This window comes from Ruegeria sp. CJ3 (genome assembly GCF_056536725.1).
Genome location: NZ_JBQFQE010000011.1, coordinates 1 through 24,170 on the forward strand (window position 1 = coordinate 1; position 24,170 = coordinate 24,170).

Here is a 24,170-nt window from a genome sequence, read left to right on the forward strand (position 1 = left end):
GCTCCAATACCGCGTAACTAACACACGTTTGCAACCACTCTCCCCATATGTAAAATCGAGAATATCGATCAATGGATAAGCACGGCTTATAAACCAGCATTAAGGACAAATCATGCGCCACAGCCAGCTCAAGGCTTTTCACAGCGTCGCCCTGCACGGCGGCTTTTCCCGCGCGGCCGAGGCGCTTTTTCTGACCCAGCCTGCGGTGTCAGAACAGGTCCGAAAGCTGGAGCAGGATCACGATCTGCTGCTGTTCCTGCGCGAACGCAAGCGCGTCTCGCTGACCCCTGAGGGCGAGCGGCTGTTTCGCTTTACCAAGCAGTATTTCGAGATCGAAGGCCAGATCGAGGATTATCTGTCCGAGTCAAAAGCCGCCATTGATGGCGAGCTGCGCATCATCGCGGATTCCGCCCACCATCTGACCGATTATCTGGGGCCATTCCGCGCCATGTTCCCGAATATCATAATCGTGGTCCGGACCGGCAACACCAACGACATCCTCGAAGAATTGCGATCCTATAACGCCGAGATCGGTATCGTCGGCAGCCCATCGCCCGGCAAGGACATGACGATGCTCAACCTCGGGGCCACCAATATTGTCGCTTTCGCGGCCAAGGACCTGCTGCCCAGCGAAAAAACAACGCTGACGTTCAAAGAGTTGAAGGATCTGCCGCTGGTCTTTCGGGAACAGGGCTCGAAGACCCGGCAAAAGCTTGAGGATGCGGCGCGCGACAAAAGAATGACGCTGAAACCCGCCATAGTTGCCGAAGGACGCGAAGCCGTGCGCGAGTTGGTGGCATCGGGGGCCGGGATCGGCTTTGTCTCGCACGCCGAGTTCGGTCATGACGACCGCCTGCGGCTCATCGAACTGCGTGATGTGAACCTGCAGATGGGCGAAAGCATGATCTGCCTGACTCAGCGCCATGAGGTGAAGGTGATCCGCGCCTTCATGGACTTCGTCCGCAAGGTGCAGGACGACAAAAACATCACCGCCGCCGAATAACTGCGCGATGGCGTCCCGCAACAGCCGCGATAACGTGACCCTGCGACCTGAGGTGATCATATGACTTTCGAAATCTGGACCCTATACGTCCTCACGGTTCTTGCCCTCATGAGCACACCGGGCCCGAGCCAGCTTTTGATGCTGTCCAACAGCGGTACGCATGGTTTTCGACGCGCGCTGTCCACGGCGGCGGGTGATCTGACCGCCAACGCGTTGCAAATGCTGGCCGCAGGCCTTGGGCTGGCGGCGCTTATCGCCGCATCGGCGACCGCTCTGGCCGTCATCAAATGGGCCGGCGTGGCCTATCTGATCTGGCTGGGGACGCGGATGATCCGACGCGCCAGACCCGATGACCCGCTAACGGGCACCGCGCGGCCCAAAGCATCGCTGAAGGCGTTGTGGATGCAGGGGTTTCTGACCTCGGCAGCCAATCCCAAGGCCGTTGTGTTCTTCGCCGCCCTGTTCCCGCAATTCCTTTCAGCCGACAGCGCGTTCTGGCCGCAATTCCTCATCCTGTCAGCAACATATATCGCATTGGACGGTATGTTTCTGTCTGCCTATGGCGCTAGCGCAAGTTGGATTGCGGCGCGCTTCAACGGCCCGGCCCGGGTCTGGATCGAACGGATTGGCGGAGGGTTCATGATCGGGGCTGCCATCCTGCTGGGTCTCAAATCCATCGCGCAGCGGTAAAGGCGCGGTGCCTCAATCGCCGCCGGAATAGTATCCGATCACATCATTGTCGGTTGTCGCCCCCAGACCATTCAACAGGCGGTTGGAATAGTTGAAATAGGCGCAGACCTGATTGACCTCCAGAATCTCTCCGTCGTCGCAGCCAGCCAGCTTCAGCGTCTCGAAATCGGATTTCACCATCTTGCCGACCTCGGTGGTCAGCTTGGCGGCATAGCGTAGCAGGGCCAGTTCCTTGCCCTGAAACTCATCCTCGGGACGGTGCGCCTTGAGGGCGACGAATATTCTGTCGCTGCGGGGCTGATCCTTCAGCAGATTGCGCACATTCATGAAATGATGCGTCAGCGAATAGGTGCAGTCATTCAGGATCGAAGTATAGCTGGCCACCACTTCCAGAAACCAGAACGGCAGCCGGTTGTCGCTGGAATGCAGGACCGAGCGGTACAGCACCACATGCCCGTTCATCGTCTCGGGTCGCAGAGAATGAACGCGCATCACTGTGTCCACCGTGCCGTGGGGTGTTCTGGCATTGTCCAAAAGCTCTTTCAGGCGGCCATCCGCCTGATCGTCGGAGATCATTTCGATCCAGGCGCTCATCCCCATTCCTCCTGTCTGGTGCCGGATCAGCATATGAACAAAGCCGCCGCCCCTGCCAGCAGAAATTTTTTGCAGCAGGTCGTTTTCTGACGGTAACGGAAATGTGAAGGCGATATAAAGCGCCTGTGAAACTGGCGTCTGAGGAACCGTCGCATGCACAATCCAGATCTGCGCTCCGGGGCACAGAACCTGCTGGTCCGATGTGGCGGGCTGTCGGCAGGGGATCAATTACTGGTGCTGTGCGAAACCCCCGGCAACGCCTATTACGACGCCGAGATCGCGCAGGGGATTCTGGACTGCGCACAGGCATTGGGTATCCACGCCACGTTGCAGGCCATCCCGTTCGACCCGATGGGCCCCCGGCTATCCGGTGAGGTTATCGCGGCGATGAAGGCCGCGGACCGCACGCTGTTCCTGTCGCGAACCGGCGATCAGATTCGATTTGACGCCGATCTGGCCGATGTGCACCCGATCATGTCTTATGCGCTGGACAAGGATGCGCTGGCCTCTGGCTTTGGGCGGGCAAACTATTTTGGCTTTGTCGCGCTGAAGAACGCGGTCAATACCCTGCTGGCCGAGGCCCGGCATATTCATGTGACCTGCCCTTTGGGCACGGATTTCAGCGGCCCCGGCGCCGCCTTTCCCAAAACCGGCGCATCGGATGTCAGCGTGGCACGGTTTCCGATGTCGGTCTTTGCACCCGTTCCCGCGCAGGGTTTTTCCGGCACCGTGATGCAGGATGGTTTTCTGGTCGGGACCGGCTCAAAATTCTATGAACCCTATGGCTGCGAGCTGCGCGAGCCGCTTGCGGTGCAGTTTGAAAACAGCCGCTTGCTGGGTTTTTCGGGCCATCCGATGGATGTGCATTGCGCCGAAATGCACTATGCGAAAGTCGGTCAGATGTTTGATCTTGACCCGCTGACCATGCATTCCTGGCATGCGGGGATACATCCCGGCTGCGCCTATACCGCGCCTGCCTTCCAGAATTTCGAAAAGTGGAGCGGGTCCGCCTTCGGCAACCCGCGCCTGCTGCATTTCCACACCTGCGGGCATTACGCACCGGGAGAAATCTCGCTGAACGTGCTGGACCCCACCATCCGCGTCGACGGTATCGCGGTGTGGGAGGATGGTGTGCTGCACCCCGACCGCATTCCCGGCGGCGCACAGATTCTTGCAGAATATCCCTGCGTCAAAGCGGTGTTCGACGACCCGGCTCAGGCCGTGGGGCAAAGCGCAAATGGTCGGCTGAGCGCGTCCTGATCAGCCCGCCTCGTCCGCGATCACCCGCGCAACACGCGTGCGAAAGCGCATCGCACCGGCGTCCAGGCCCAGGTTGATATACCCGCTCTTGCGGCGCGCCATCCCGGTCTGGACATATTCCAGCACTTCTTTGTCTTCGTTGAACGCCATCACTGCACCTTCGAACATGCGCTGCGACATCGCCGCGTCCCCCGCGTGCATATTGCGATGCTGGAACCAGAAATAGCGCGAGTTTTCGGCGTCCACGGGCGTGATGAAATTATATGAGATATTGATAAACGCATTGGGCGAGACAGGCCGTTCCGCGCCGCCCTCACCCACAGGCGTATAGACCGACATATTGATCGCCGTCGACGGCAGGCGGCATTCATAATGCTGCTTGCGATCGCAACTGGGGCCGAAAGGCAGGATCGGCGCGTAATAAGGCGGCGCGGGTTCATCCGCGATCCAGCGCGAGACGATGACGCCTCCCTCGGTCTCTTCCACATCCAGCGGACGATTGTCCGTTCCGGCCCCGGCAAACGAGGTCAGATGCACCCACGCCACATGGCTGGGGTCCAGCAGGTTGTCGATGATGTAGAGGTAGTGACACGCCATCTCCATCGCGCCCTTCTGGGTCTTGCCCCAATCCGGGTTGTCGAAATTGGGAATGTCGATGATATCGCCCGGGTTGGCCTGATCGGGATCGCCCATCCACAGCCACAGGAATCCCCAGCGATCCTCGGCCGGATAGGCGTGGACGGCGGCGCGGCGCGGCGGGTTGTCCAACTGTGTCGGCGCGCTGACGCATTCGCCGCCGCAACCAAAGGTCAGCCCATGATAGCCGCAGACCACATGATCACCCTCAATGGTGCCGCGTGACAGAGGCAGTTTTCGGTGCGGGCAGGCATCCTCGAGCGCGATTGCAGCGCCTTTGGTGTCGCGGTAAATCACGATCTCTTCGTCCAGCATCCGGACAGCGCTCAGTTCGCGGCCAAAATCCTCGGACCGGCCCGCGACGTACCAGCTGTTTCGGATGAACCCTTCGGCTCCGGCCAGATCAGGACGCATGGGGTTTACTCCGAAAACACATCATAGGCCTTTAACGCCTTGGCGCTGTAGGCATATGACGGGCCACCGCCCATATAGGTTGCCATGGCCAAAGCCTCGCACATCTCGTCGCGCGTTGCCCCGAGGCGGACAAGAGACTTGACGTGGAACCCGATGCAACTGTCGCATCGGGTGGCGATAGCGATGCCAAGGGCCATGAATTCCTTGGTCTTTTCGCTCAGCGCGCCGTCGGTTTTGGCGGCCTTGCCCATGATGCCAAAGCCACGCACGGTTTCGGGCACCTCTTTCGAGAAGCTACCGATATTGGCCTCTGTCTCGGCCATGAAGTCTTTCCAGTCCATGCTTGCTCCTTATCCGCGCTCGTCTGCGCCCATGCGGCGCTCCAGCCAGCGCACGCCTGCACTGATGATCAGGACCAGTATCAGGTATTCGAAGATCAAAAGCGTGTAGATTTCCAATGGGCGGTATTCGGTCACCACCAGTTCGTTTGCTCGGCGGGTCAGTTCCTGCATACCGATGACGCTGGCAAAGGCGCTCATCTTGACGATGTAGATGAACTGGTTCGCCAAGGGGGGCAGAATGCGCCGGATCGCCTGCGGCAGGATCACATAGCGCATGGTTTGCACATAATTCAGCCCGATGGTCTGCGCCGCCTCGCGCTGACCGCGGGCGATGGATTGGATGCCCGCGCGGTAGATCTCGGCGGTAAACGCGCTATCGGAAATGGCCAATGTAATGATTGCACCCCAGAACGGATCAATGGGCACGTTCATCCCCATCGACTGGAACACGATGGGCAACCCGTAAAATACCCAGAACAGCATCGGCAGCAGGGGAATGGCGCGGATGAATTCGACATAGACCCGGTTGACCAGCCGCCAGCCGCGTTTCTCGGACAGACCCGGCAGCGCCACCAGCAGGCCGATGACAATCGACATCACCGCAGCGATCAGGGAAATCTGGATCGTCGCGCCCATCCCCGAGATCAGGAATTTGACATTCGTCCAGCCCGAGTCGGTGGTCGGATTGATCACATACCAGCCCCAGGTCGACGAAGACGAACACCCAGCCAGCAAAAGAAGCGGCGATATCAGAAGAAGTTTTTTCATCGGCCCCACCTAGTGCTGCAGAATCTGAGACAGGAATTTACGGCACCGCTCGGATTGCGGATCGGTGAAGAAATGCTCGGGGTGGCCTTCTTCGACGATCTCGCCTGCATCCATAAAGATCATCTTGTCGGCCACCTTGCGGGCAAATCCCATCTCGTGGGTGACGACAACCATGGTCATGCCGTCCTGCGCCAGCTCGACCATCACATCCAGAACCTCGGAAATCATCTCGGGGTCCAGCGCTGAGGTGGGTTCATCAAATAGCAAAACCCGAGGCTCCATGCACAACGACCGCGCGATGGCGACGCGCTGCTGCTGGCCGCCCGACAGCTGGATGGGTCGCTTGTCGGCCTGATCCGGGATATGCACGCGTTCCAGATAGTGCCGCGCCTTCTCCTCGGCCTCTTTCCGGCTTAGACCACGTGCCTTGATCGGGCCCAGCGTCAGGTTCTCAAGCACCGTCAAATGCGGGAACAGATTGAACTGCTGAAACACCATGCCAACCTCGGAACTGATGGCAGCCACGGATTTGGGATCATTCGTCAGCTCGACCCCATCCACGCGGATCGTGCCCTTCTGATGTTTCTCAAGCTGGTTGATACAACGCACCACGGTCGACTTTCCGGACCCCGAGGGGCCGCAGATCACGACCTTTTCGCCGCTGTTCACTGTTAGGTTGATATTCTTGAGAACATGGAAGGTACCGAACCACTTGTTCACACCGACAAGCTCGATAGCGGCGTCTTGCATCTGCTGGCCTGCCTTTGTTTTCTGGTCAATTATTTGCTTGAGGTTATCTTTGTCTTTACGCTTAGATCAAGAAACAATGTAGCGGCAATCGCTTAACGCCACCAACGGGAGAAATATATGAAACGGTTCTTCAAAACCGCCGCAGCCGCGGCGCTTGGGCTTGTGATCGGCACCGCCGCACATGCGCAATCTGCCCTGAACGAGGTGCTGGATTCCGGTGTGCTGAAAGTTGGCACAACCGGTGACTGGAACCCGATGTCGCTGCGCGATCCGGCGACGAACAGTTACAAGGGCTATGATATCGACATCATGAACGCGCTGGCCGCTGATCTGGGGGTCGAGGTTGAATATGTGCCCACCGACTGGAAAACGCTGGTCAATGGTGTGGTGGCGGGCAAGTACCATTTGACCGGATCGGCCTCGATCTCGCCGCCGCGCATGAAAGTTGCCGGTTTCTCGGACAGCTACATCGCGGTCGAGCTGTTTCCCTACACGACCAAGGACAAGGCTGACAAATTCGACGGCTATGATTCGATCAACCAGCCGGACGTGACCGTCGCCACCACGCTGGGGACCACCTTTGAAAAGCGCGTGCGCGAGTGGTTCCCGAATGCCGAAATCAAAGTGGTCGAGGCACCGGCCCGCGGCTTTCAGGAAGTAATCGCAGGCCGCGCGGACGTGTTCATCACCTCCAACATCGAGGGCTCGACCTTGGAAGAGAAATTCCCCGTCGAGCGCGTGAAAAACGCGGGCCCCCGCTCGCCCTCGCCCATCGCGATGCTGTTGCCGCAGAACGATCAGGTCTGGATCAACTATGTGAACAACTGGATCGAGGTGAAAAAGGCGCAAGGGTTCTTCGAAGAAAACCGGAAGAAATGGGGTCTCTGACCCGCGCGCGCCCGGCAGTCCTGCCGGGCGTTATCCATCCCCACCGATGAAACTGGACCACATGACATGGTACGAGGTCGACGCCCGTATCAACGCGGGTGCCGCCGTGATGCTGCCGGTCGGCTCGACCGAGCAGCACGGCCCCATGGGCCGGATCGGTACCGACACGATCTGCGCCGAGTCCGTTGCGCTGGCAGCCGCCGAGCGCTGCGATGCCATCGTGGCCCCTGCGCTGGCCTATACGCCTGCACCGTTCAACACCGGGTTTCCCGGCACGGTTTCGGTCTCGGCTGACACCTTTCGCCTGTTGGCCGCCGAAGTCATCGCGGGGCTTCTGACGCAGGGGTTCGGGGGCGTGTTTGTGGTCAACGGCCACGGGGCCAATCTGGACCCGCTGCGACAAATCAAGGCGACTCTGCCCCAGCATCAAATGACAATCCGCAGTTGGTGGGACCCCAAGGCGGTCAACATCCTGCGCAAAGACCTCTATGGCGCATGGGAGGGGATGCACGCCACCCCATCCGAGGTTGCAATCACCCAAACGCTGCTGGGTGCGCTGCCCGTGGGTCGGGCGGCTGAGCCGCCCGAAAAGCTTAGCCCCGATTATCTGCGCGCCCATGCCGGCGACCGTCATGGGCCGCCGGATGAGCACCGCGCCGCCTTCCCGGACGGACGCGTCGGGTCCCATTCCGCCCTTGCAACGCCCGAAGACGGCGCGCGGTTGCTTGAGACCGCCGCAACAGCCATTGCTGTCGAGTTCCGGGCCTTCGAACTCGGGTGCCTGCCCGACTAGGCGGCCGTCAGCGCGGAAGGATCGAGAGTCAGCCCGACCTCACCTTCGACCCGAACATCGCTTAGGGTATCAACATCGATCACCCGGTCGCGGATTTGCAGATATGTCGAATGCTGCGTGATTTTCAGCGCCGCCTCGACCCCGATCTGATCGGGGGCCGCCGCCAACAACAGCGACAACAATAGCAGGCCCCGGTCAACATCGTCTGCGGTGCCGAACAGCAGCACCTCATCCGGCATGGCGATGCGGTCTCGGCCCTGAAAGATGCTCTGCCGACCGGCAATGCCCGAGACCACCGCAAGGGCCTGATCGATGCTGCGCACCGAAGCCGCAAGTTTGCGCAGCTTTGGCCCCCGAAGCGCGTTGGAAAGATACGCGCCTGGATAGCGCACATGAAGGTCACGATAGCAATAGGCCGCCTGCCCAAAGACCGAGAGATCATCGCCCTGCGCCAGTTGGTCGATCACCTGACGGGCACTCGCCGCGCCGTCTGCCGCGTCAAGCTGCGCAAGCTGGTCCCGGGTCGCCACGCTTGCCGCAAATGATACCTCTTGCCGATGCAGCGCCTCGAACGGAGGCAGCTGCGTCCCGAAAAACGCCGCACAATCCGCTTCGAACCGTGTCAGCTCGGCCCGTGGAATCGTGCTGACCCCATCGCCGAGTTTCAGCACGCCAAACATCGACAGGAACCGGTCCGCATAGGGCATCCGCCGCTCGAATTCGGTCCCGGGGTCGGCCGCATCGGCCCCGGTGGTCAGGTCGGCCCAGCGGGCCTGCGAAAAGGACTCGGGCTTGCCATTGCACCAGTATCGCCGCCCGCTCTGCTGCAGCAGCGTCGTATAGTGACCCGGAGAGCCCACGATGAACACATCCTCCAGCGCGACGCCGTTCAGAACGCTGGCAAGCGAGGTGGTCAACGTCGCCTCGTCGGCGCAGACCGTCACGCCCATGGGCCGGTGCTTTTTATGTTTCAGCAGGCGCGACATCGCGTGCAGGCCGTCGATGGTCGAATAGGTATAGATCGGCAGTTGGTCCTGTTCGAGCAGTGGAAAGATATCCAGCGCAGGCGTCAGCTGTCCTTTGTCCCGCCGCCAGGTCACATGGCGCCAAAGCTGCGCCTTGATCGTATCGACGGCCCCGGCCCCCAACCGGTCACGCTCGTCCTGCAGGTTCAGGATGCCGACACGTTCGGCGGTGCCCATGGGGAAATCATGGGTAAAGTGGTGGTCGATGAAAGACAGCATTTCATCGGTGACCGGCAGGCCATCCACCGCCGCGCGGTCGGCGATCCTGTCCCGAACCTGCCACAGAGTATCGCTCATCAGATTGGCGAGGATCAGGATGATCATCAAATGCGGGTCGATGGCGGTGTCCAGCAAACCGGGATGCACCGCCCGCGACAGGCGTTCGATCTTGTCCGAGGGTTTCAGGGGTGCGGCCACCGCGCAGGTCTATCCGGGCTGCTTCATGCACCGGGTTCGGGTCAGGGCCGCGTGTTCGCCGGCGCGCGCGGCGAGCATCTCGAATTCGCCATCGGCCAATAGCCGTCCGATCCTGATCCCGTCATCGGCGATATCCACCATATGAAGGTTTCGGTCCCCCCAGCCGATCATGCCCAGAAACTCTTCGTGGATCGTGACCTTCGTGCCCTCTTCGGCCACGATTGTCTGCCCGGGGCGATCGATCTGGTCATCGGGCAACTCATCCCGGTCCCCGATCCAGACCGAGTGCCCCTTGAAACCCGCGCCCAACTGCTCGGTGATCTCAAGTTCGAATTCATAAGGCCCTTCGAGCAGGTCAAAGAAATAGGCACCATATTCGATATTACAGACCCATTTGCCCACGAGGTCCGGGAACCCATCTTGCGCCTGAGCGGACAGCGGTGCGAACAGCCCAAGAAGAACGGCGGTCACGGATCGGATCAGCATTGCAATATCTCCCTGCATTGACGTGGCCCGATCAGGCCACGCCAAGCAGGTCTCGTCAACCTTTGCGTGTTACGCCTCGCGCTCGCCCAGCCCGTCGGTCGACAGATCGTCAAGCTTGGGCATCAGCCGCAGCAGCTCGGCCGCATATTCGGTCTGAGGGTTGGTGAACAGATCGGTGGTGTCCTGAATCTCGACCATCTGGCCCTGTTTCATCACCGCCACCCGGTCGCACATCTGACGCACCACCGGCAGGTCGTGGCTGATAAACAGAAGGGTCAGGCCCAGATGTTCCTGCAGATCTTTCAGGATGTTCAGAATCTGCGCCTGAATGGACACGTCCAGCGCGCTGGTCGGCTCATCACAGATCAGGAAACGCGGCTGCGTGGCCAAGGCGCGCGCGATGGAAATCCGCTGCCGTTGCCCGCCCGAGAATTCATGCGGGTACTTCTGCCCGGCCTCATGGCCCAGCCCCACCTGATCCAGCAACTCGTCGACCCGGCGCTTGATATGCGTGTTGTCCATCAGGCGATGATGGCGGATCGGTTCGGCCACGATCTCATCCACCCGCATCCGCGGGTTGAGCGAGGAATAGGGATCCTGAAAGATCATCTGGATGTTCTTGCGGTATTCATCCTGTACCGCACGATTGCTCAGGTCGCTGACGCGCTGACCTTGAAAATCGATGGTACCGCCATCCACCGGATAGAGGCCCGCAATCATCCGCGCCACGGTGGACTTGCCCGAGCCGGATTCGCCCACCACGCCGAACACTTCCCCGGCATGGATGTCGAAGCTGACATTATCGACGGCGGTGAAATAGGTCCGGTCCCATGGAAGTAGCCCGCGCTTTTGCAGGAACTTCTTGGTCAGGTTGCGGATCTCGAACACCGGCTTGCTGGCGTCATTGTCGACCTTGGGCCAGTGACGGGCCATATCCTCGATCGCGAAACGCGTCTCGCGCCCGCCATAGCTGATCTGTGGAAAGCGGTGCAGCTTGAGCGTCGGGCGCGGCACGGCAGCGATCAGGGATTTGGTGTATTCGTGCTGCGGCTGGCCCATCACCTGCCCGGTGGTGCCGGTTTCGACCACTTTGCCCGCATACATCACCGTCACGCGGTCCGTCGTGTCGGCAATCACGCCCATGTCGTGCGTAATCAGGATGACGCCCACCTGACGTTCCTGCGCCAGTTCCTTGATCAGGTCCAGAATCTGTGCCTGGACCGAGACATCCAGCGCGGTAGTCGGCTCATCCGCGATGATCACGTCCGGCTCGGTACACAGCGCCAGCGCGATCACCACGCGCTGCCGCATCCCGCCCGAGAACTGATGCGGGTATTGGTCCAGACGCGTATCCGGGTCGGGGATACCCACCCGGTCAATCAGGTCGCGGGCGCGTTTGGTGGCCTCGGCCTCGGACCCGCCCAGATGGGCCTGAATGGTCTCGACGAGTTGCTCGCGCACGGTGAACAGCGGGTTCAGCGAGGTCAGCGGGTCCTGAAAGATCATCGAGATCTTCTTGCCGCGCAGTCCCCGCATCGCCTCGGCGTCGATACCGCTGATCTGGTCTCCGCTCAGCTTGATGGTGCCGCTGGCAATGCGACCGGGCCGGTCCAGCAGGCCCATGATGGCGGCACCGATGGTCGATTTGCCAGCACCGGATTCACCCACCAGACCGTGGATCTGGCCCGGCTCAACCGACAGGTCCACATGGTCGACAGCGGTGAACAGCTTGCGGCGGGTCGGGAATTCGACCGTCAGGTCGTTGATCGTCAGAAGGCTCATGAAATCACCGCAGCTTGGGGTTCAGCGCATCGCGCAGCCAGTCGCCCAGCAGGTTGACCGACAGGGCAAGGGCCAGCAGCGTGCAGGCCGGGAAGAACAGGATCCACCACTCACCCGAGAACAGGAACCCCTGCCCGATGCGGATCAGCGTACCCAGCGACGGCTGGGTCGGTGGCGCTCCGACGCCGAGGAAACTCAGCGTCGCCTCGGCGATAATCGCTAGCGCCAGCGAGATGGTGGCGATCACCAGAACCGGGCTGAGGACATTCGGCAGGATATGGCGGAACATGATCGGGAAGGACCCACGTCCGATCAGACGCGCGGCCTGAACGTATTCCTTGTTTTTCTCAACCAGAGCCGCGCCGCGCACAACACGCGCGAACTGCACCCAGTCGGACAGGGCGATGGCGATGATCAGCACATAAATTGCCATCTCATCCCGGTATTCGGGCGGGGTGATCCCCTTGGCGATGCCAAAGATCAGCATCGCCACCAGAATGGCCGGAAAGGTCAGCTGCACATCGGCGATGCGCATGATCAGCGTCTCGATCCAGCCGCCGAAATAGGCTGCCACCAGCCCCAGAATAACCCCGATGATCAGCGCCAGCAGCACCGCCGCTGCGCCCACGAACAGCGAAATCCGCATGCCGTAAAGGATGGTCGAAAACACATCCCGTCCTTGATCGTCGGTGCCCAGCAGAAAGGTTTCCTGCGTGAAGGCGTTGGGCGTGCCCGGGGGCGTAAACCCGTTCATCAGGTTCAGCGTGGACGGATCGAACGGATCAAAGGGCGCGATCAGCGGCGCGAAAATCGCCGCCAGCACCAGAATGACCACGACCAGCGAGGCAATCACCGCCACCGGCGAATGCCGGAACGACCATGCAAAGTCGCTGTCCCAGAATTTCGCCATCCGCGACGGGGTTTGAGTGTTTGGGGTATCGGTCATGTGGCCCTCGCGTCGACACGCAGGCGCGGGTCAATGGCATAATAGAGAAGATCGACAATCAGGTTGATCGTCACGAACATCACCGAGATCAGCATCAGATAAGCCGCCATGACGGGAATATCGACGAACTGGATCGCGTTGATGAACAACAGGCCGACGCCGGGCCACTGGAACACCGTCTCCGTGATGATAGCGAACGCGATGATCGAACCCAGCTGCAGGCCTGTGATGGTGATCACCGGCACCAGAGTATTCTTCAGCGCATGGCGGAAATTGATCACCCGGTCCGACAATCCGCGCGCGCGGGCAAAGCGGACATAATCGGCGCGCAGCACTTCCAGCATCTCGGACCGCACAAGCCGCATGATCAGTGTCATCTGGTACAGGCCCAGCGTAATCGCAGGCAATATCAGTGCTTTAAGCCCCGATGCGGTCAGGAACCCGGTGGACCAGCCGCCAATCATAACGGTCTCGCCCCTCCCGAAGCTGGGCAGCAGGTCAAGCTCGACCGAGAAGATGTAGATCAGCAATATCCCTATGAGGAAGGTGGGCAGTGAGACCCCTATCAGGGACACCGTCATAATCACATTTGCCGCAATCCCTTGTCGTCGGATCGCCGTGAAAACCCCCAGGGCGATGCCGATCGTGATCGCCAGAAAGCCCGACACAAATGCCAGCTCCAGCGTCGCCGGGGCCCGTTCCACCAGAATTGTCGAAACCGGACGGCCCTGCCGGTAAGAGACCCCGAAATTGCCCTGAACCGCGCCCTGCAGGAACTTGGCGTATTGCACCACAAAGGGCTGATCCAGCCCCAGTTCGGTGCGCAGGCGGTCGATGTCAGCTTGCGTGCGTTCCTGCCCCAGCATGTTGTCGATCGGGTCGCCGACAAAGCGGAACATCGAAAAGGCCACCAGACCCACGACCAACAGCACGATGACGGACTGGAACATCCGTCTGACGATATATGCGAACATTGATTTTCCCCATTGGTGCGTCTCTCTATGCTTTAACCGACCGGGTGGTCAAGATGTCGCGGTGGTGCGGAGCGTTCCAATCGATTTCAGGGCCCAACGGCACGATCCCCAGCGGATTTCGCAGTTCGGATGGCGAGAAATAGCCTTGCTTGTAGATGTCGAACTTCACTGTCTCGGCCACGCCGGGCAGCGCGTAGATCTCGCGCGCATAGCCCCAAATGTTCGGATAGTCGATCAGCCGACGCAGGTTGCATTTGAAGGCATAGTGATAGGCCACATCGAACCGGGCCAGCGTGGGGAACAGACGCAGATCGGCCTCGGTCAGGATGTCACCGCAGAGGTAGCGGTTGGTGGCCAGATGCGCCTCGATCTCGTCCAGCGTTGCGAACACATCGCGAAAACCCGCCTCATAAGCCTCTTGCGTGCGGGCGAACCCTGCGCGGTAGACGCCGTTGTTGAGGCGCGCGTAGATCTTTTCGTTCCACGCGTTGATCTGGTCCAGCTTGTCTGATGGTGCCAGATTGGGACCATAGCCCGGCAACGAGCCCAACATCCGTACCAGATCGGCGGATTCGTTAGAGACCGCCCGATCCTCAACCCGGTCCCACAGCAAGGGCACCGTGATCCGCCCGGTATAGGTCGGTGTCGCGCGGGCATAGGCGTGATGCAGCGCCGTTGCGCCATAGACCGCATCCGCGCCGTCGGCATAGACCCAGCCATCGACTGTGCGGCGCGGCTCGGCATAGGCAACCGTGATCAGATCATGCAGGCCCTTGAGCGCACGAACCAGCAACACGCGATGGGCCCAAGGGCAGTTCCACGCCGCGTAAAGGTGAAATCGCCCCGGTTCCACAGCATCCGGCAGCGCGTTCCGAATGGTCGAGGCCTGACGGCGGAATTCGCCGTCAAGCCTTGTGTCGGGCGCGGGGTCCTCGGCGTGATAGACCCCGGCGATCATCACGCCCATGGGCTCAGTTCACCGTCACCCAGCGCAGGATAAAGAAGTTGTCCGGGCGCTGTGTCAGCTCGACATTGTTGCGCGTCCCCCAGACCAGAGGCTGCACGTACATCGGCACATAGACCTGATCGTCCTGATAGATCTGCGTCACCTCATCCAGCATGGCCTGACGTTTGGTCTGATCCAGCTCGGACTGGATCTTCGGCAGCAATTCATCAACCCGCGGGTTCGAGTAGCCGCCGAAATTCCAGCTGCCCAGCTTCTTCTCTTCATTCGGGGTCGCGACCAGGAACCGGACCGGGTGTTCGGCGTCGAATGTACCGGGGCTCCAGCCCAGCAGGTACATATCGTAGTTATCCTCTCGCAGTTCCGGCCAGTAGTTGCGCACCGGCATCGCATCCAGTTCAGCGGTAATGCCGATCTGGGCGAGCATACCGACAACCGCCTGACACACGGCCTCATCATTCAGGTAGCGGTCATTAGGGCATTTCAGCCCGAACGAGAAGCCGTCGGCATAGCCCGCTTCCGCCAGCAGCGCCTTCGCAGCATCAACATCGAACGCGGGACGGTCCGCATTGGCCCGAGAATAACCGCTCATCACCGGGGTGACGAGTTGCGAGGCCGCTTCGGCATTGCCGCGCATGATGGTGGCCAGAATGGCATCCACATTGACCGCTTTAGCGACGGCCTGACGCACGCGCGCATCGCGGAACGGGTTCGGTTTGCCCGCGTCATCGGTGTATTTCAGCGCCTCGGCCTCGTGATCAAAGCCCAGCATGATCACGCGCGCCTCGATCCCCTGAATGACGTCCACATCTGCGCTCTGTTGCAGCCGCGCTACGTCCTGAATCGGCACCGGATTGATCATGTCCACATCACCCGACAACAGCGCTGCAACGGCGGTGGCCGGGTTCTGGATCGGATTGAATTCGGCACGGGTAATGTTGTGTTCAGCCTCGCCCCACCAGCCCTCATGCGGCTCCAGCACGGTTTTCAGACCCGGCTCGCGCTCGGTCACTTTGAACGCGCCGGTGCCGTTGGCGTTGATCGTAGCGTAGTTGCCGGTTTCCTTGTCGGGCACCACGGCATCGTTGGCCTCGGTCCAGCCCTGATCCATGATCATCCAGTTGGCAATCGAGGATGGGAACAGCGGGTTGGGCGCGGTGGTCATGATATCGACGGTATAGTCATCGACCACAATCACATCGCTGACCGGCGCAAACCAGCTGCGGGTGTCCGCAGCCTCGCCCGAGGCGCGTTGATAGCTGAACAGCACATCATTGGCGTCAAAGCTGCTGCCATCGTGGAAGGTGACGCCCTCGCGCAGCTTGAACCGCCAGCCCTCACCGTCCCCGATCGGCTCCCAACTGACAGCTAGCGCCGGTTCAACGGCCATATCTTTGCCGCGCCGCACCAGCCCTTCGTAGACATTATTGAGAAACCCCAGCACCGGGGCCGAGTTGACCGCATGCGGGTCCATTGTCTGCGGATCGGTGGTCGAGGCCCATTTGAACTCGGCAGCCTGCGCGGTGCTGGCCAGCAGCATGGTCAGGCCAATGGCGCTGTTCCTGAGGATCATGGCGATATCTCCCTGTTTATGGGTCAGAGCTTGGGATGTTTTGGCCGCCGCGTAAAGGAATTCTCACGATGAGATCACGCGCCCGTTACTGCCCACGCAAACGAAAACAGGGCGCGAAACCGCGCCCTGCCCTGCATCCGGAAGGATGGCTTAGTTCATCTCGAAGTATTTGATCTTAGGCGAATCTTCGGGTTCAACGATGGTGCCAACGCCCGACTTCATACCCCAGTTCAGCACCTGATGGTGGATCGGGATATAAAGCTGTTCGTCCTGAACCACCTGCCAGATATCGGCGATCTGCTGATCGCGCGCGGGCAGGTCGGTTTCCGAGGCCAGCGCCACGATCTTGGCATCCAGCTCAGGGTTGGAATAGCGCGTGCCGTTCCACGAGCCGTATTTCTCGCCCTTCGAATGGACCAGGAAGTTGAAGATGTATTCCGAGTCATAAGTCGGAACACCCCAACCCAGCATGTAGAAGTCGGTCTCAAGGTTGTTGATCAGCGGGAAGTGCTGCGCCTTGGGTTTGGCATCCAGATTCACGGTCACGCCGATCTGCGCCAGCATACCCACGGCGGCCTGGCAGATCGCCTCATCGTTGATGTAGCGGTCGTTCGGGCAGTTCAGGGTCAGCGAGAAGCCATCAGGATACCCTGCCTCGGCCATCAGGGCCTTGGCGCCTTCGATATCGGTGGTCGAGGACGCATCCATCCCCTCATCCCAGCCGTTCACGAAGGGCGGCGAGATCATGCCCGCGGGGGCCGACTGGCCACGCATCACAACCTGCTGGATCGCATCGCGGTTGATTGCCTTGGACATCGCCTGACGCACACGTACATCCGCCAGCGGATTGGCACCATCAACGCTGTCCGAGCCCAGATCAGCGTCGCCCATGTTCATACCAAAGAAGATCACCCGGTTCTGCGGCGCGGTGCGAACATCCAGACCATCGGTGCCCGCAACGCGTTCAAGGTCCTGCACAGGCACATCCTGAATGAAATCGACCTCACCCGACAGCAGCGCGGCAACGCGGGTCGCGGCGTTCTGGATCGGGGTATAAACGATCTCGGTCACCTGCAGCGGGAATTCATCCTTGCCCCAATAACCGTCATAGGCGGCCAGAACGGTTTTTACGTCCGGCTCGCGGCTGACCAGCTTGTAGGGGCCGGTGCCATTGGCATTCTTGGCCGCAAACGTGTCTTCGCCACCCTCATAGTCTTGCACCTTCACGGCGTTGTTCGCCTCGGCCCAGCCCTTGTCCATCATGAACATATTGGTCAGGTTGTTGGGCATGATCGGGTTCGGGCCATCGGTTTCGATCTCGACGGTGAACTTGTCGGGTGCGCGCACTTCTTTGACCGAGGCCAGCAGTTCCTTGTAGTCCGAATCCGGCGTCATCGCGCGGTTCAGCGAGAATACAACGTCTTCGCTGTCGAACTCGGCCCCATCATGGAAGGTTACGCCTTCACGCAGCTTGAACACCCAGACATTCGGGTTGTCTTCGGACGGTGCCCATTCGGTGGCCAGCGACGGCACCAGCGCGCCGGAATGGTCACGCATCACCAGCGTTTCCATGATCTGGTGCGCCATGGCCGAGGTCGGTCCTTCGTTCTGCGCATGTGGGTCCAGCGTCAGCGCGTCACCGGCGCGGGCCCATCGCAGCGTTTCCGCCGAAGCACCCGCCGCGATCATCGCGGTGGCACTGGCCGCCAGCATCAGAGTTTTGAATGACATAAGTCGTCTCCCCATTATTGTTGTGACCGCATCAAACTGCGGCTGGCCGGAGTTTCCGGTCCTCATGCCACCGCATCATCCAGATCATTTTACGAGTTGCAACACCCGAATGTGATCAACGCGAACCGTGCGCCAGACGCCAGAAGGGCGCGATACCGTCATGGGGGTGGAAACAGGCCGGGGCCTCGTGGGTGTCCAGAACCCCCTGCCCTGTCTGTTGCTGCAGCGCCGCGTCGATGGGGACCAGACGGGCGAATTCAAACGGCTCGATCTGCTCATGCGTCCATCCTTCGGCGGATTCGGTCAGCAGGCGGCGCATGGCGATGACCAGTCGATCCGCCGCCTGACTGCTCCAAGGACGCATCCCCACCGCATCCAGCAGGGTGAAAAGGTTGATCCAGCTTTGCAGGTTGAAGGCGCAGTAATGCTGCGTCAGCGTGCGCGCCATCTCATGCGGTTGCGCGCCGTCCGGGGTGATGCTGCCCAGCACCCGCGCCTGCGCCCGCAGGTTGATCTGCTGCAACGTTTCGGTATCGTCCAAAAACGCAGCCAGCGCGGCTGCCTGCAGATCATAGCAGGTGCCATGGTTGTTCCGGGCCCGGCGTTCCCCGCGGCCCTGATCGCTGTTTTGCAGCCATGTCAGGAACTCGGCCACCCATGCCTGCACGCCCTGTCTGATCGACGCATCGTCCAGCATCCGGACCGCGTCGAGGAAGAAATAGAAGTCCTTGGTCTCGATCAGACCATGCGACAGGCCCTTGTCCCCCTTATGCCCCAGCCGCACCTGCGCATAGTCCAGATTGGGGTTCATCCGTGTGTCGGGATTAATGAACCAGGTCTCGATCAAGCGCCCGGCATGGTCGCCATATCTGCTCTCGCCCGTCAGCCGCCCCGCCAGGGTCAACGCAACGGAATCATCAAATAGCCGCTGCAGTCGAGTCCGGTCGAAACGGTCGCTTTCATCCTCATAGAGCCGGGTGCCCGGCACGCGCTCTCCGTCCCGGAAGACAAAGGGGCGTCCGTCCTTCTTTTTCGGGTCCGGCCACCAGTAGGGGGAGGGATGATAGTAATCCTTCAGATCGCCGCTTGGCCCCGGCTGCGGCTTGTCCGTGACGGAAAACGGCCCACGGTCCAGAGCGGCCTCTGCAGCCGCGCATATCGCGCGATGGTCAGGGTCGTCGCGCGTCGCCGCCAGAGTTTCAATCCGGGCCGCGTCATAAAAAGCCAGCCCGCCGGGCGCGGCGCTGGGGGCCATGTGCCGGGCCTCGAGCATGTCCAGCGTCGCGCGGATCGCATCGTTTCGGGCCAGGCCGCGGTTCTTGAAGCTCTGTGCATTGTCCTTTTCCAGCTTGCCTTGGCCGGAAAACAGCCGCGCGACCCATCCCGCAGACCCGACGCGATAACCTTCGGGGCTGACCTTGCGCGGCGGAGCGTCAAACGCCTCGAGCGGCCATTTCTGCCAGGGACCTTCGATCCCAAGATGTAAGAACAGCTCGACCTTCGGTCGACGGCCATAGGGGTGCGCCTCATCAAAGCGCAGCGGCGCATCGCAGCGGAAGGCAAGCTGGGGTTCCTCGGTCGGGTTGGGCGTGCAATCGTCACCAAGCAAGTCAGCATTATCCTGCATCCGCGCCATCGGCACCACCAGATACCGCTTGTCCCGGTTCGCGACCACGTCGGCAGAAAACGCATCCCAGGCGCCCTGGGTGAAATAGCAATTGCCATCAAAAGGCAGCGCCCATTTTGCATGGCGCAGGCAAAGCTCAAGCGCGGCATTGCGCGCGCCATTGTTGTTCATGACGTAGGCGTTGCGGGCCCGATAGCTTTGGCCGATGATCTTTGCCTTGGTTTCATCATCCAACGGATCAAGCGATCCGTCGGCAAATATCATCGGGTCCTCGAAGGTTTCGAAATCGAACCCAACGGTCTGAAACGTATCCGGGCTGAACGGAATACGCTCATAGCTTTGCCCATGCCGTTCCAACAACGCGATCAGGGCCGCCTCATTCTCGGGGTCGAATATCCGGTTCAGGATCCACAGCTTGGTGCAGTTCTCAAACTCGGGTTCGTTTTCCAGGATGAACCGAACATTCTCTTGCGACTGACCCGCCTTGTGGCGGGGCACCAGATCATTGCCGATCACCCGGCAGAGCGCAAAGGTGTCCGCCTGCGCATCCACTTCGGCCTCAGCCGCGCTGTCCCTCACTTCGGGCCGGATTGAGGCCAGCGAACCCGCCACCGCACCCATGCGGGCCGCGGATTTCGACAGTTTCTGCGCCTTGCGCCGGCGATAGACCAGATAGGCGGGCAGCAACACGGGCGACAACAGCAGGATCACCGGCGACAACAGGATCAGCCAGCGGTTGCGGCGTCTTTTGCGAAGCGTTCTTTCCTGCAGGGTCAGCATGGGATCGGCCAGGTCGGTTTTGGGTTTCTGTCAAAGGATCAAGCCAATAGAGCTGATCCCGTCGCGCCCCACATAGCCCCCGTTTGCGGCCCGGTGCAACCTCTGGACCGGAGCAAAGGGTCCGATGGGCAGAATCCCCTTGAATACCCTCAGCCTAAAGACGTATTCGATCGCCAGAAACGGTCGATGGATGGCAGGTGTCTGACCCCTGCCCTAGACAAGGATTTGAGATATGCGCATTGCGATGATTGGCACGGGATATGTTGGCCTGGTTTCCGGGGTCTGTTTTTCCGATTTCGGGCATGACGTGATCTGCGTCGACAAATCCGCCCGCAAGATCGAGATGCTTCAGGCCGGCGAGGTTCCGATCTATGAACCCGGCCTCGACGTTCTGATGGCCAAGAACGTGGCCGCCGGACGGCTGAGTTTCACCGACAATCTGGCCGAGGCCGTAGACGGGGCGGATGCGGTCTTTATCGCCGTCGGCACCCCAACCCGCCGCGGCGACGGGCACGCCGATCTGACCTATGTGATGGCCGCCGCCGAGGAAATCGCCCAGGCCCTGACCGACTATGCGGTTGTGGTAACCAAATCGACCGTGCCGGTCGGCACCAACCGCAAAGTGCAGGCCGCGCTGACCGCCGCCAATCCGCAGGCCGAGTTCGACGTTGCCTCGAACCCCGAATTCCTGCGCGAAGGGGCTGCGATCGACGATTTCATGCGCCCTGACCGCGTGGTTGTCGGCGTCGAAAGTGACCGCGCGGCCGAGGTGATGGCAGAAATCTACCGGCCGCTTTACCTGCGGGATTTCCCGATCCTGACCACCGATCTGGAAAGCGCCGAGATGATCAAATACGCCGCCAACGCGTTTCTGGCGACCAAGATCACCTTCATCAACGAAATCGCGGGCCTGTGCGAACGGGTGGGCGGTGATGTCAAAGAGGTGTCGCGCGGCATCGGCCTGGATGGCCGCATCGGCAACAAGTTCCTACATGCCGGCCCCGGCTATGGCGGGTCATGCTTCCCCAAGGACACCGCCGCTCTGGCCCGGATCGGGCAGGATTTTGCCTATCCGATGGAGATCACCGAGACGGTGATCCGCGTCAACGATGGCATCAAGAAACGGATGATCGAAAAGATCCGCGATGTCTGCGACGACAGTTTCAACGGCAAGACCGTGGCCGTGCTGGGGGTGACCTTCAAACCCAATACCGATGACATGCGCGACGCGCCCTCGCTGACCATTGTTCCCGCCCTGATCGGCGGCGGCGCGCGGGTGCGCGTGGTCGATCCGCAAGGCCGTGCCGAAGGCGAGGCGCTGCTGCCCGGGGTCGACTGGATGGACGACCCTTACGCCGCGGCCAAGGATGCTGATGTGGTGGTTCTGCTGACCGAATGGAACGAGTTCCGCGCCCTGAACCTGACCGATCTTTCCGAAGCCATGAAATCACCCCGCATGGTTGACCTTCGCAACATCTATTCGTCAGCCATGGTGCTGGGGGCAGGGTTCGAAACCTATGTGGGTGTCGGCGTTCAGGACCGCAGCTTGTAAGCCCGGGCCGCGTTCCCGCCAAGAATGGCCGCGCGCTCGTGCGGTTGCAGATCCGCCAGTAGCAGATCGGTCGTCTCGACCCAGCGGGCATAGGAACTGGCCAGGGTACAAACCGGCCAGTCGCTGCCCCAGATCAGCCGCTCGGGCCCAAAATGCGCAAGCAGGTGGTCGACATAGGGCCTCAGGTCATCGAGGGTCCAGCCTTCGCCAGCCTCGGTGACAAGGCCCGACAGTTTGCAGAACGCCCCCGTATCACGCGCCAGCGCGGCCATGTCTTCGGCCCAGCCTTCAACAATACCGTCCCGGATCAGCGGCTTTGAGCCATGATCGATCACCACCCGCATCTGCGGCAGATCGGCCAACAACCGGCGCAGATTGGACAGATGACGTGGCAGGGTCAGCGCGTCAAAGGTGAGGTCGCAGCGGATCAGCTCATTGAACACCGGGCGCAGATCGGATCTGAGCATCCAGTCGTCATCTGCGAGATCCTGTATCAACGGCCGCAACCCGACAAAGGCATCGTGCTTGCAGAACCGGGCGATATCGGCACGGGATTCGGGGCGTTCAAAATCGACCCAGCCGACGACCCCCTTGATAAACGGGTTCTCGTCGGCCAGCCCCAACATGAACTCGGTCTCTGCCGTGGTCGCGGCGGCCTGCACCAACACGCTTCCCGCGATCTGATGCTGCTGCAAGAGTGGCGACAGATCGCCCGGTGTGAAGTCCCGGTAGAGCTGCACAAGTTCCGGTGTCAGCCAGCCATAGTCGCCGCGCGAAATAGTCCAGAAATGCTGATGAGCGTCAATTCGCATCGGATACCCCTGTCTCAAACGTCGCGGCAGCATAGATGCCAAGGCACAGACAAGACAGCCCTTTTTTCAGGGAAGCCTGGCCATTGGGGTGTCTTAAGGCGCCCGTCTCGCAAGGTATTCATGCGCGGTTTCAATGACCGTATCGACGGCCTCACCCATCTCGTAATAAAGCGGCAGGCGGACCAACCGGGCTGCCGCGCTGTCCGTCACCGCCAAGCTGCCCGCGCATCGTCCGTGCACCCGGCCGGCCGGTGCCGAGTGCAACGGCACATAGTGGAACGGCGTCTCGATGCCCCGCGCCCGCATAAAGCTGATAAAGTCACGCTGGTCCTGCGCATCCCTCAGCAACAGGCAAAACAAATGGCCGTTGCCCTGACGATGCTCGGGGGCTGACAGCAGACCGACCCTCTCGGCCTGTGCAAGATCTGAAAAGGCAGACCTGTAGCGCGCAAGGGTTTCCAGCCGGTCCCGGTTGATCTTGTCCGTCTGTTCAAGCTGCGCCAGAAGGATCGCCGCCGTCAACTCGGACGGAGAAAACGAAGACCCGATATCGACCCAGGTGTATTTGTCCACGGCCCCTTCAAGGAACCTTGCCCGGTTGGTTCCCTTGTCCCTGATTATGTCCGCTCGTTCGGCAAGATCAGGGCGGTTGATCGTCAGCGCACCCCCTTCACCAGAAGTCACATTCTTGGTCTCGTGAAAACTGAATGCTGCGATGTCACCCAGCCCACCACAAGGGCGACCGCAATACCGCGAGCCCAGAGCCTGCGCCGCGTCTTCGACAAGGATCAGACGGTGTTGTCGGGCGATGTCTGCCAACGGCCCCATCTCGGCGGGGACCCCGGCATAATGAACCGCAAAGATAGCCTTTGTCCGTGCCGTCACGGCCTTCTCGACCGCCTCTGGTTCAAGATTCAGGGTCTCGGGGTCGACGTCCACAAAGACCGGCACGGCCCCCCGCAATACCACCGCATTCGCCGTGGATACGAAAGTGAACGAGGGCATGATGACTTCGTCACCGGGCCCGAGGTCGCAAAGAATCGCCGCCATTTCGAGCGCACCGGTTCCGGAATGCACAAGCTGCACCTTCTGGGCCTGGGTTAACGTCCGAAGCTGCGCCTCGCACGCGGCGGTGAACTGTCCGTTGCCCGCAAGAAACCCCTGTTCGAGCACCGTATCGAGATAGCGGCGTTCGTTACCCACCAGTTTTGGCAGATTGAACCGGATGACCGTCTCTTCGAGCAGTCTCTGGTGATCATATGCTTTTGCGTCTTTGGGCATTCCGAAGGGTGTCAATCGTCCATTTCAAACACAGGTTACGGTTGCGGCAGGGTTGGTCTCGGACCACCGGCGTCAACGACTGC

At 60.7% G+C, this 24,170-nt stretch carries 22 protein-coding genes; 6 read left to right on the forward strand and 16 right to left on the reverse strand.

Annotation, left to right across the window (positions count from 1 at the left end; translation table 11 throughout):
• Positions 1–112: 112 nt before the first annotated feature.
• Together ACR0J1_RS16735 and ACR0J1_RS16740 are read left to right on the forward strand one after the other, a co-directional pair.
• Positions 113–1,003, forward strand: a complete 891-nt coding sequence (locus ACR0J1_RS16735; protein ID WP_480733950.1) for a LysR substrate-binding domain-containing protein — start codon at positions 113–115, stop codon at positions 1,001–1,003.
• 108 nt (positions 1,004–1,111) lie between these two features.
• On the forward strand, positions 1,112–1,693 hold the full coding sequence (locus ACR0J1_RS16740; RefSeq protein ID WP_480733949.1) for a LysE family translocator: 582 nt from the start codon (positions 1,112–1,114) through the stop codon (positions 1,691–1,693).
• Positions 1,694–1,705: 12 nt separating this feature from the next.
• Here ACR0J1_RS16740 and ACR0J1_RS16745 read toward each other — a convergent pair whose 3' ends face one another.
• A complete protein-coding gene (locus tag ACR0J1_RS16745) occupies positions 1,706–2,287 on the reverse strand; it encodes a carboxymuconolactone decarboxylase family protein (RefSeq protein ID WP_480733948.1) in 582 nt (193 codons plus the stop codon).
• Positions 2,288–2,440: 153 nt separating this feature from the next.
• Between ACR0J1_RS16745 and ACR0J1_RS16750 the strand changes: the two genes are divergently transcribed.
• Positions 2,441–3,547 carry a hypothetical protein gene (locus tag ACR0J1_RS16750; protein WP_480733947.1) on the forward strand — a complete coding sequence of 369 codons (1,107 nt, stop codon included), beginning with the start codon at positions 2,441–2,443 and terminating at the stop codon, positions 3,545–3,547.
• Here ACR0J1_RS16750 and ACR0J1_RS16755 read toward each other — a convergent pair whose 3' ends face one another.
• Genes ACR0J1_RS16755 through ACR0J1_RS16770 form a run of 4 tightly spaced genes read right to left on the reverse strand, consistent with a single transcriptional unit; the run spans position 3,548 to position 6,456 of the window.
• Positions 3,548–4,597: an aromatic ring-hydroxylating dioxygenase subunit alpha gene (locus tag ACR0J1_RS16755; RefSeq protein WP_480733946.1), complete on the reverse strand. Its 1,050-nt coding sequence runs from the start codon at positions 4,595–4,597 to the stop codon at positions 3,548–3,550.
• Between the two features lie 5 nt (positions 4,598–4,602).
• Positions 4,603–4,938: a carboxymuconolactone decarboxylase family protein gene (locus tag ACR0J1_RS16760; RefSeq protein WP_480733945.1), complete on the reverse strand. Its 336-nt coding sequence runs from the start codon at positions 4,936–4,938 to the stop codon at positions 4,603–4,605.
• A gap of 9 nt (positions 4,939–4,947) precedes the next feature.
• Positions 4,948–5,706: an amino acid ABC transporter permease gene (locus ACR0J1_RS16765; protein ID WP_480733944.1), complete on the reverse strand. Its 759-nt coding sequence runs from the start codon at positions 5,704–5,706 to the stop codon at positions 4,948–4,950.
• Between the two features lie 9 nt (positions 5,707–5,715).
• The gene (locus tag ACR0J1_RS16770) at positions 5,716–6,456 is read right to left on the reverse strand and encodes an amino acid ABC transporter ATP-binding protein (protein WP_480733943.1); all 741 of its coding nucleotides are present in this window, start codon (positions 6,454–6,456) and stop codon (positions 5,716–5,718) included.
• 117 nt (positions 6,457–6,573) lie between these two features.
• Here ACR0J1_RS16770 and ACR0J1_RS16775 point away from each other — a divergent pair, with 117 nt between their 5' ends.
• Positions 6,574–7,344 (forward strand): transporter substrate-binding domain-containing protein, encoded by a 771-nt coding sequence (locus ACR0J1_RS16775; protein WP_480733942.1) that lies wholly within the window; start codon positions 6,574–6,576, stop codon positions 7,342–7,344.
• A gap of 46 nt (positions 7,345–7,390) precedes the next feature.
• On the forward strand, positions 7,391–8,137 hold the full coding sequence (locus tag ACR0J1_RS16780; protein ID WP_480733941.1) for a creatininase family protein: 747 nt from the start codon (positions 7,391–7,393) through the stop codon (positions 8,135–8,137).
• Here the strand turns inward: ACR0J1_RS16780 and ACR0J1_RS16785 are convergent.
• The 9 genes from ACR0J1_RS16785 to ACR0J1_RS16825 all read right to left on the reverse strand — a co-directional run bounded on the left by ACR0J1_RS16785 (position 8,134) and on the right by ACR0J1_RS16825 (position 20,442).
• Positions 8,134–9,579: a hypothetical protein gene (locus ACR0J1_RS16785; protein WP_480733940.1), complete on the reverse strand. Its 1,446-nt coding sequence runs from the start codon at positions 9,577–9,579 to the stop codon at positions 8,134–8,136. The two genes, ACR0J1_RS16780 and ACR0J1_RS16785, sit on opposite strands and share 4 nt — an antisense overlap.
• 9 nt (positions 9,580–9,588) lie before the next feature.
• Positions 9,589–10,065 (reverse strand): hypothetical protein, encoded by a 477-nt coding sequence (locus ACR0J1_RS16790; protein WP_480733939.1) that lies wholly within the window; start codon positions 10,063–10,065, stop codon positions 9,589–9,591.
• Between the two features lie 69 nt (positions 10,066–10,134).
• Positions 10,135–11,847 carry an ABC transporter ATP-binding protein gene (locus ACR0J1_RS16795; protein WP_480733938.1) on the reverse strand — a complete coding sequence of 571 codons (1,713 nt, stop codon included), beginning with the start codon at positions 11,845–11,847 and terminating at the stop codon, positions 10,135–10,137.
• 4 nt (positions 11,848–11,851) lie between these two features.
• A complete protein-coding gene (locus ACR0J1_RS16800) occupies positions 11,852–12,793 on the reverse strand; it encodes an ABC transporter permease (protein WP_480733937.1) in 942 nt (313 codons plus the stop codon).
• Positions 12,790–13,767, reverse strand: a complete 978-nt coding sequence (locus tag ACR0J1_RS16805) for an ABC transporter permease (RefSeq protein ID WP_480533183.1) — start codon at positions 13,765–13,767, stop codon at positions 12,790–12,792. Before ACR0J1_RS16805 ends, ACR0J1_RS16800 begins: the two co-directional genes overlap by 4 nt.
• A gap of 25 nt (positions 13,768–13,792) precedes the next feature.
• Positions 13,793–14,734, reverse strand: coding sequence for a glutathione S-transferase family protein (locus ACR0J1_RS16810; RefSeq protein ID WP_480733936.1), 942 nt, complete (start codon positions 14,732–14,734; stop codon positions 13,793–13,795).
• 4 nt (positions 14,735–14,738) lie between these two features.
• On the reverse strand, positions 14,739–16,304 hold the full coding sequence (locus ACR0J1_RS16815) for an ABC transporter substrate-binding protein (protein WP_480733935.1): 1,566 nt from the start codon (positions 16,302–16,304) through the stop codon (positions 14,739–14,741).
• Positions 16,305–16,454: 150 nt separating this feature from the next.
• Positions 16,455–18,035, reverse strand: a complete 1,581-nt coding sequence (locus tag ACR0J1_RS16820) for an ABC transporter substrate-binding protein (protein WP_480733934.1) — start codon at positions 18,033–18,035, stop codon at positions 16,455–16,457.
• 115 nt (positions 18,036–18,150) lie between these two features.
• Positions 18,151–20,442 (reverse strand): alginate lyase family protein, encoded by a 2,292-nt coding sequence (locus ACR0J1_RS16825; RefSeq protein WP_480733933.1) that lies wholly within the window; start codon positions 20,440–20,442, stop codon positions 18,151–18,153.
• A gap of 232 nt (positions 20,443–20,674) precedes the next feature.
• Between ACR0J1_RS16825 and ACR0J1_RS16830 the strand changes: the two genes are divergently transcribed.
• Positions 20,675–21,994: a UDP-glucose dehydrogenase family protein gene (locus ACR0J1_RS16830; protein ID WP_480733932.1), complete on the forward strand. Its 1,320-nt coding sequence runs from the start codon at positions 20,675–20,677 to the stop codon at positions 21,992–21,994.
• On the opposite strand, the gene ACR0J1_RS16835 is transcribed toward ACR0J1_RS16830, so the two are convergent.
• Both ACR0J1_RS16835 and rffA read right to left on the reverse strand, forming a co-directional pair.
• Positions 21,976–22,806: an amidohydrolase family protein gene (locus tag ACR0J1_RS16835; RefSeq protein WP_480733931.1), complete on the reverse strand. Its 831-nt coding sequence runs from the start codon at positions 22,804–22,806 to the stop codon at positions 21,976–21,978. The two genes, ACR0J1_RS16830 and ACR0J1_RS16835, sit on opposite strands and share 19 nt — an antisense overlap.
• Positions 22,807–22,899: 93 nt before the next feature.
• A complete protein-coding gene (gene rffA, locus ACR0J1_RS16840) occupies positions 22,900–24,087 on the reverse strand; it encodes a dTDP-4-amino-4,6-dideoxygalactose transaminase (RefSeq protein ID WP_480733930.1) in 1,188 nt (395 codons plus the stop codon).
• Positions 24,088–24,170 lie beyond the last annotated feature (83 nt).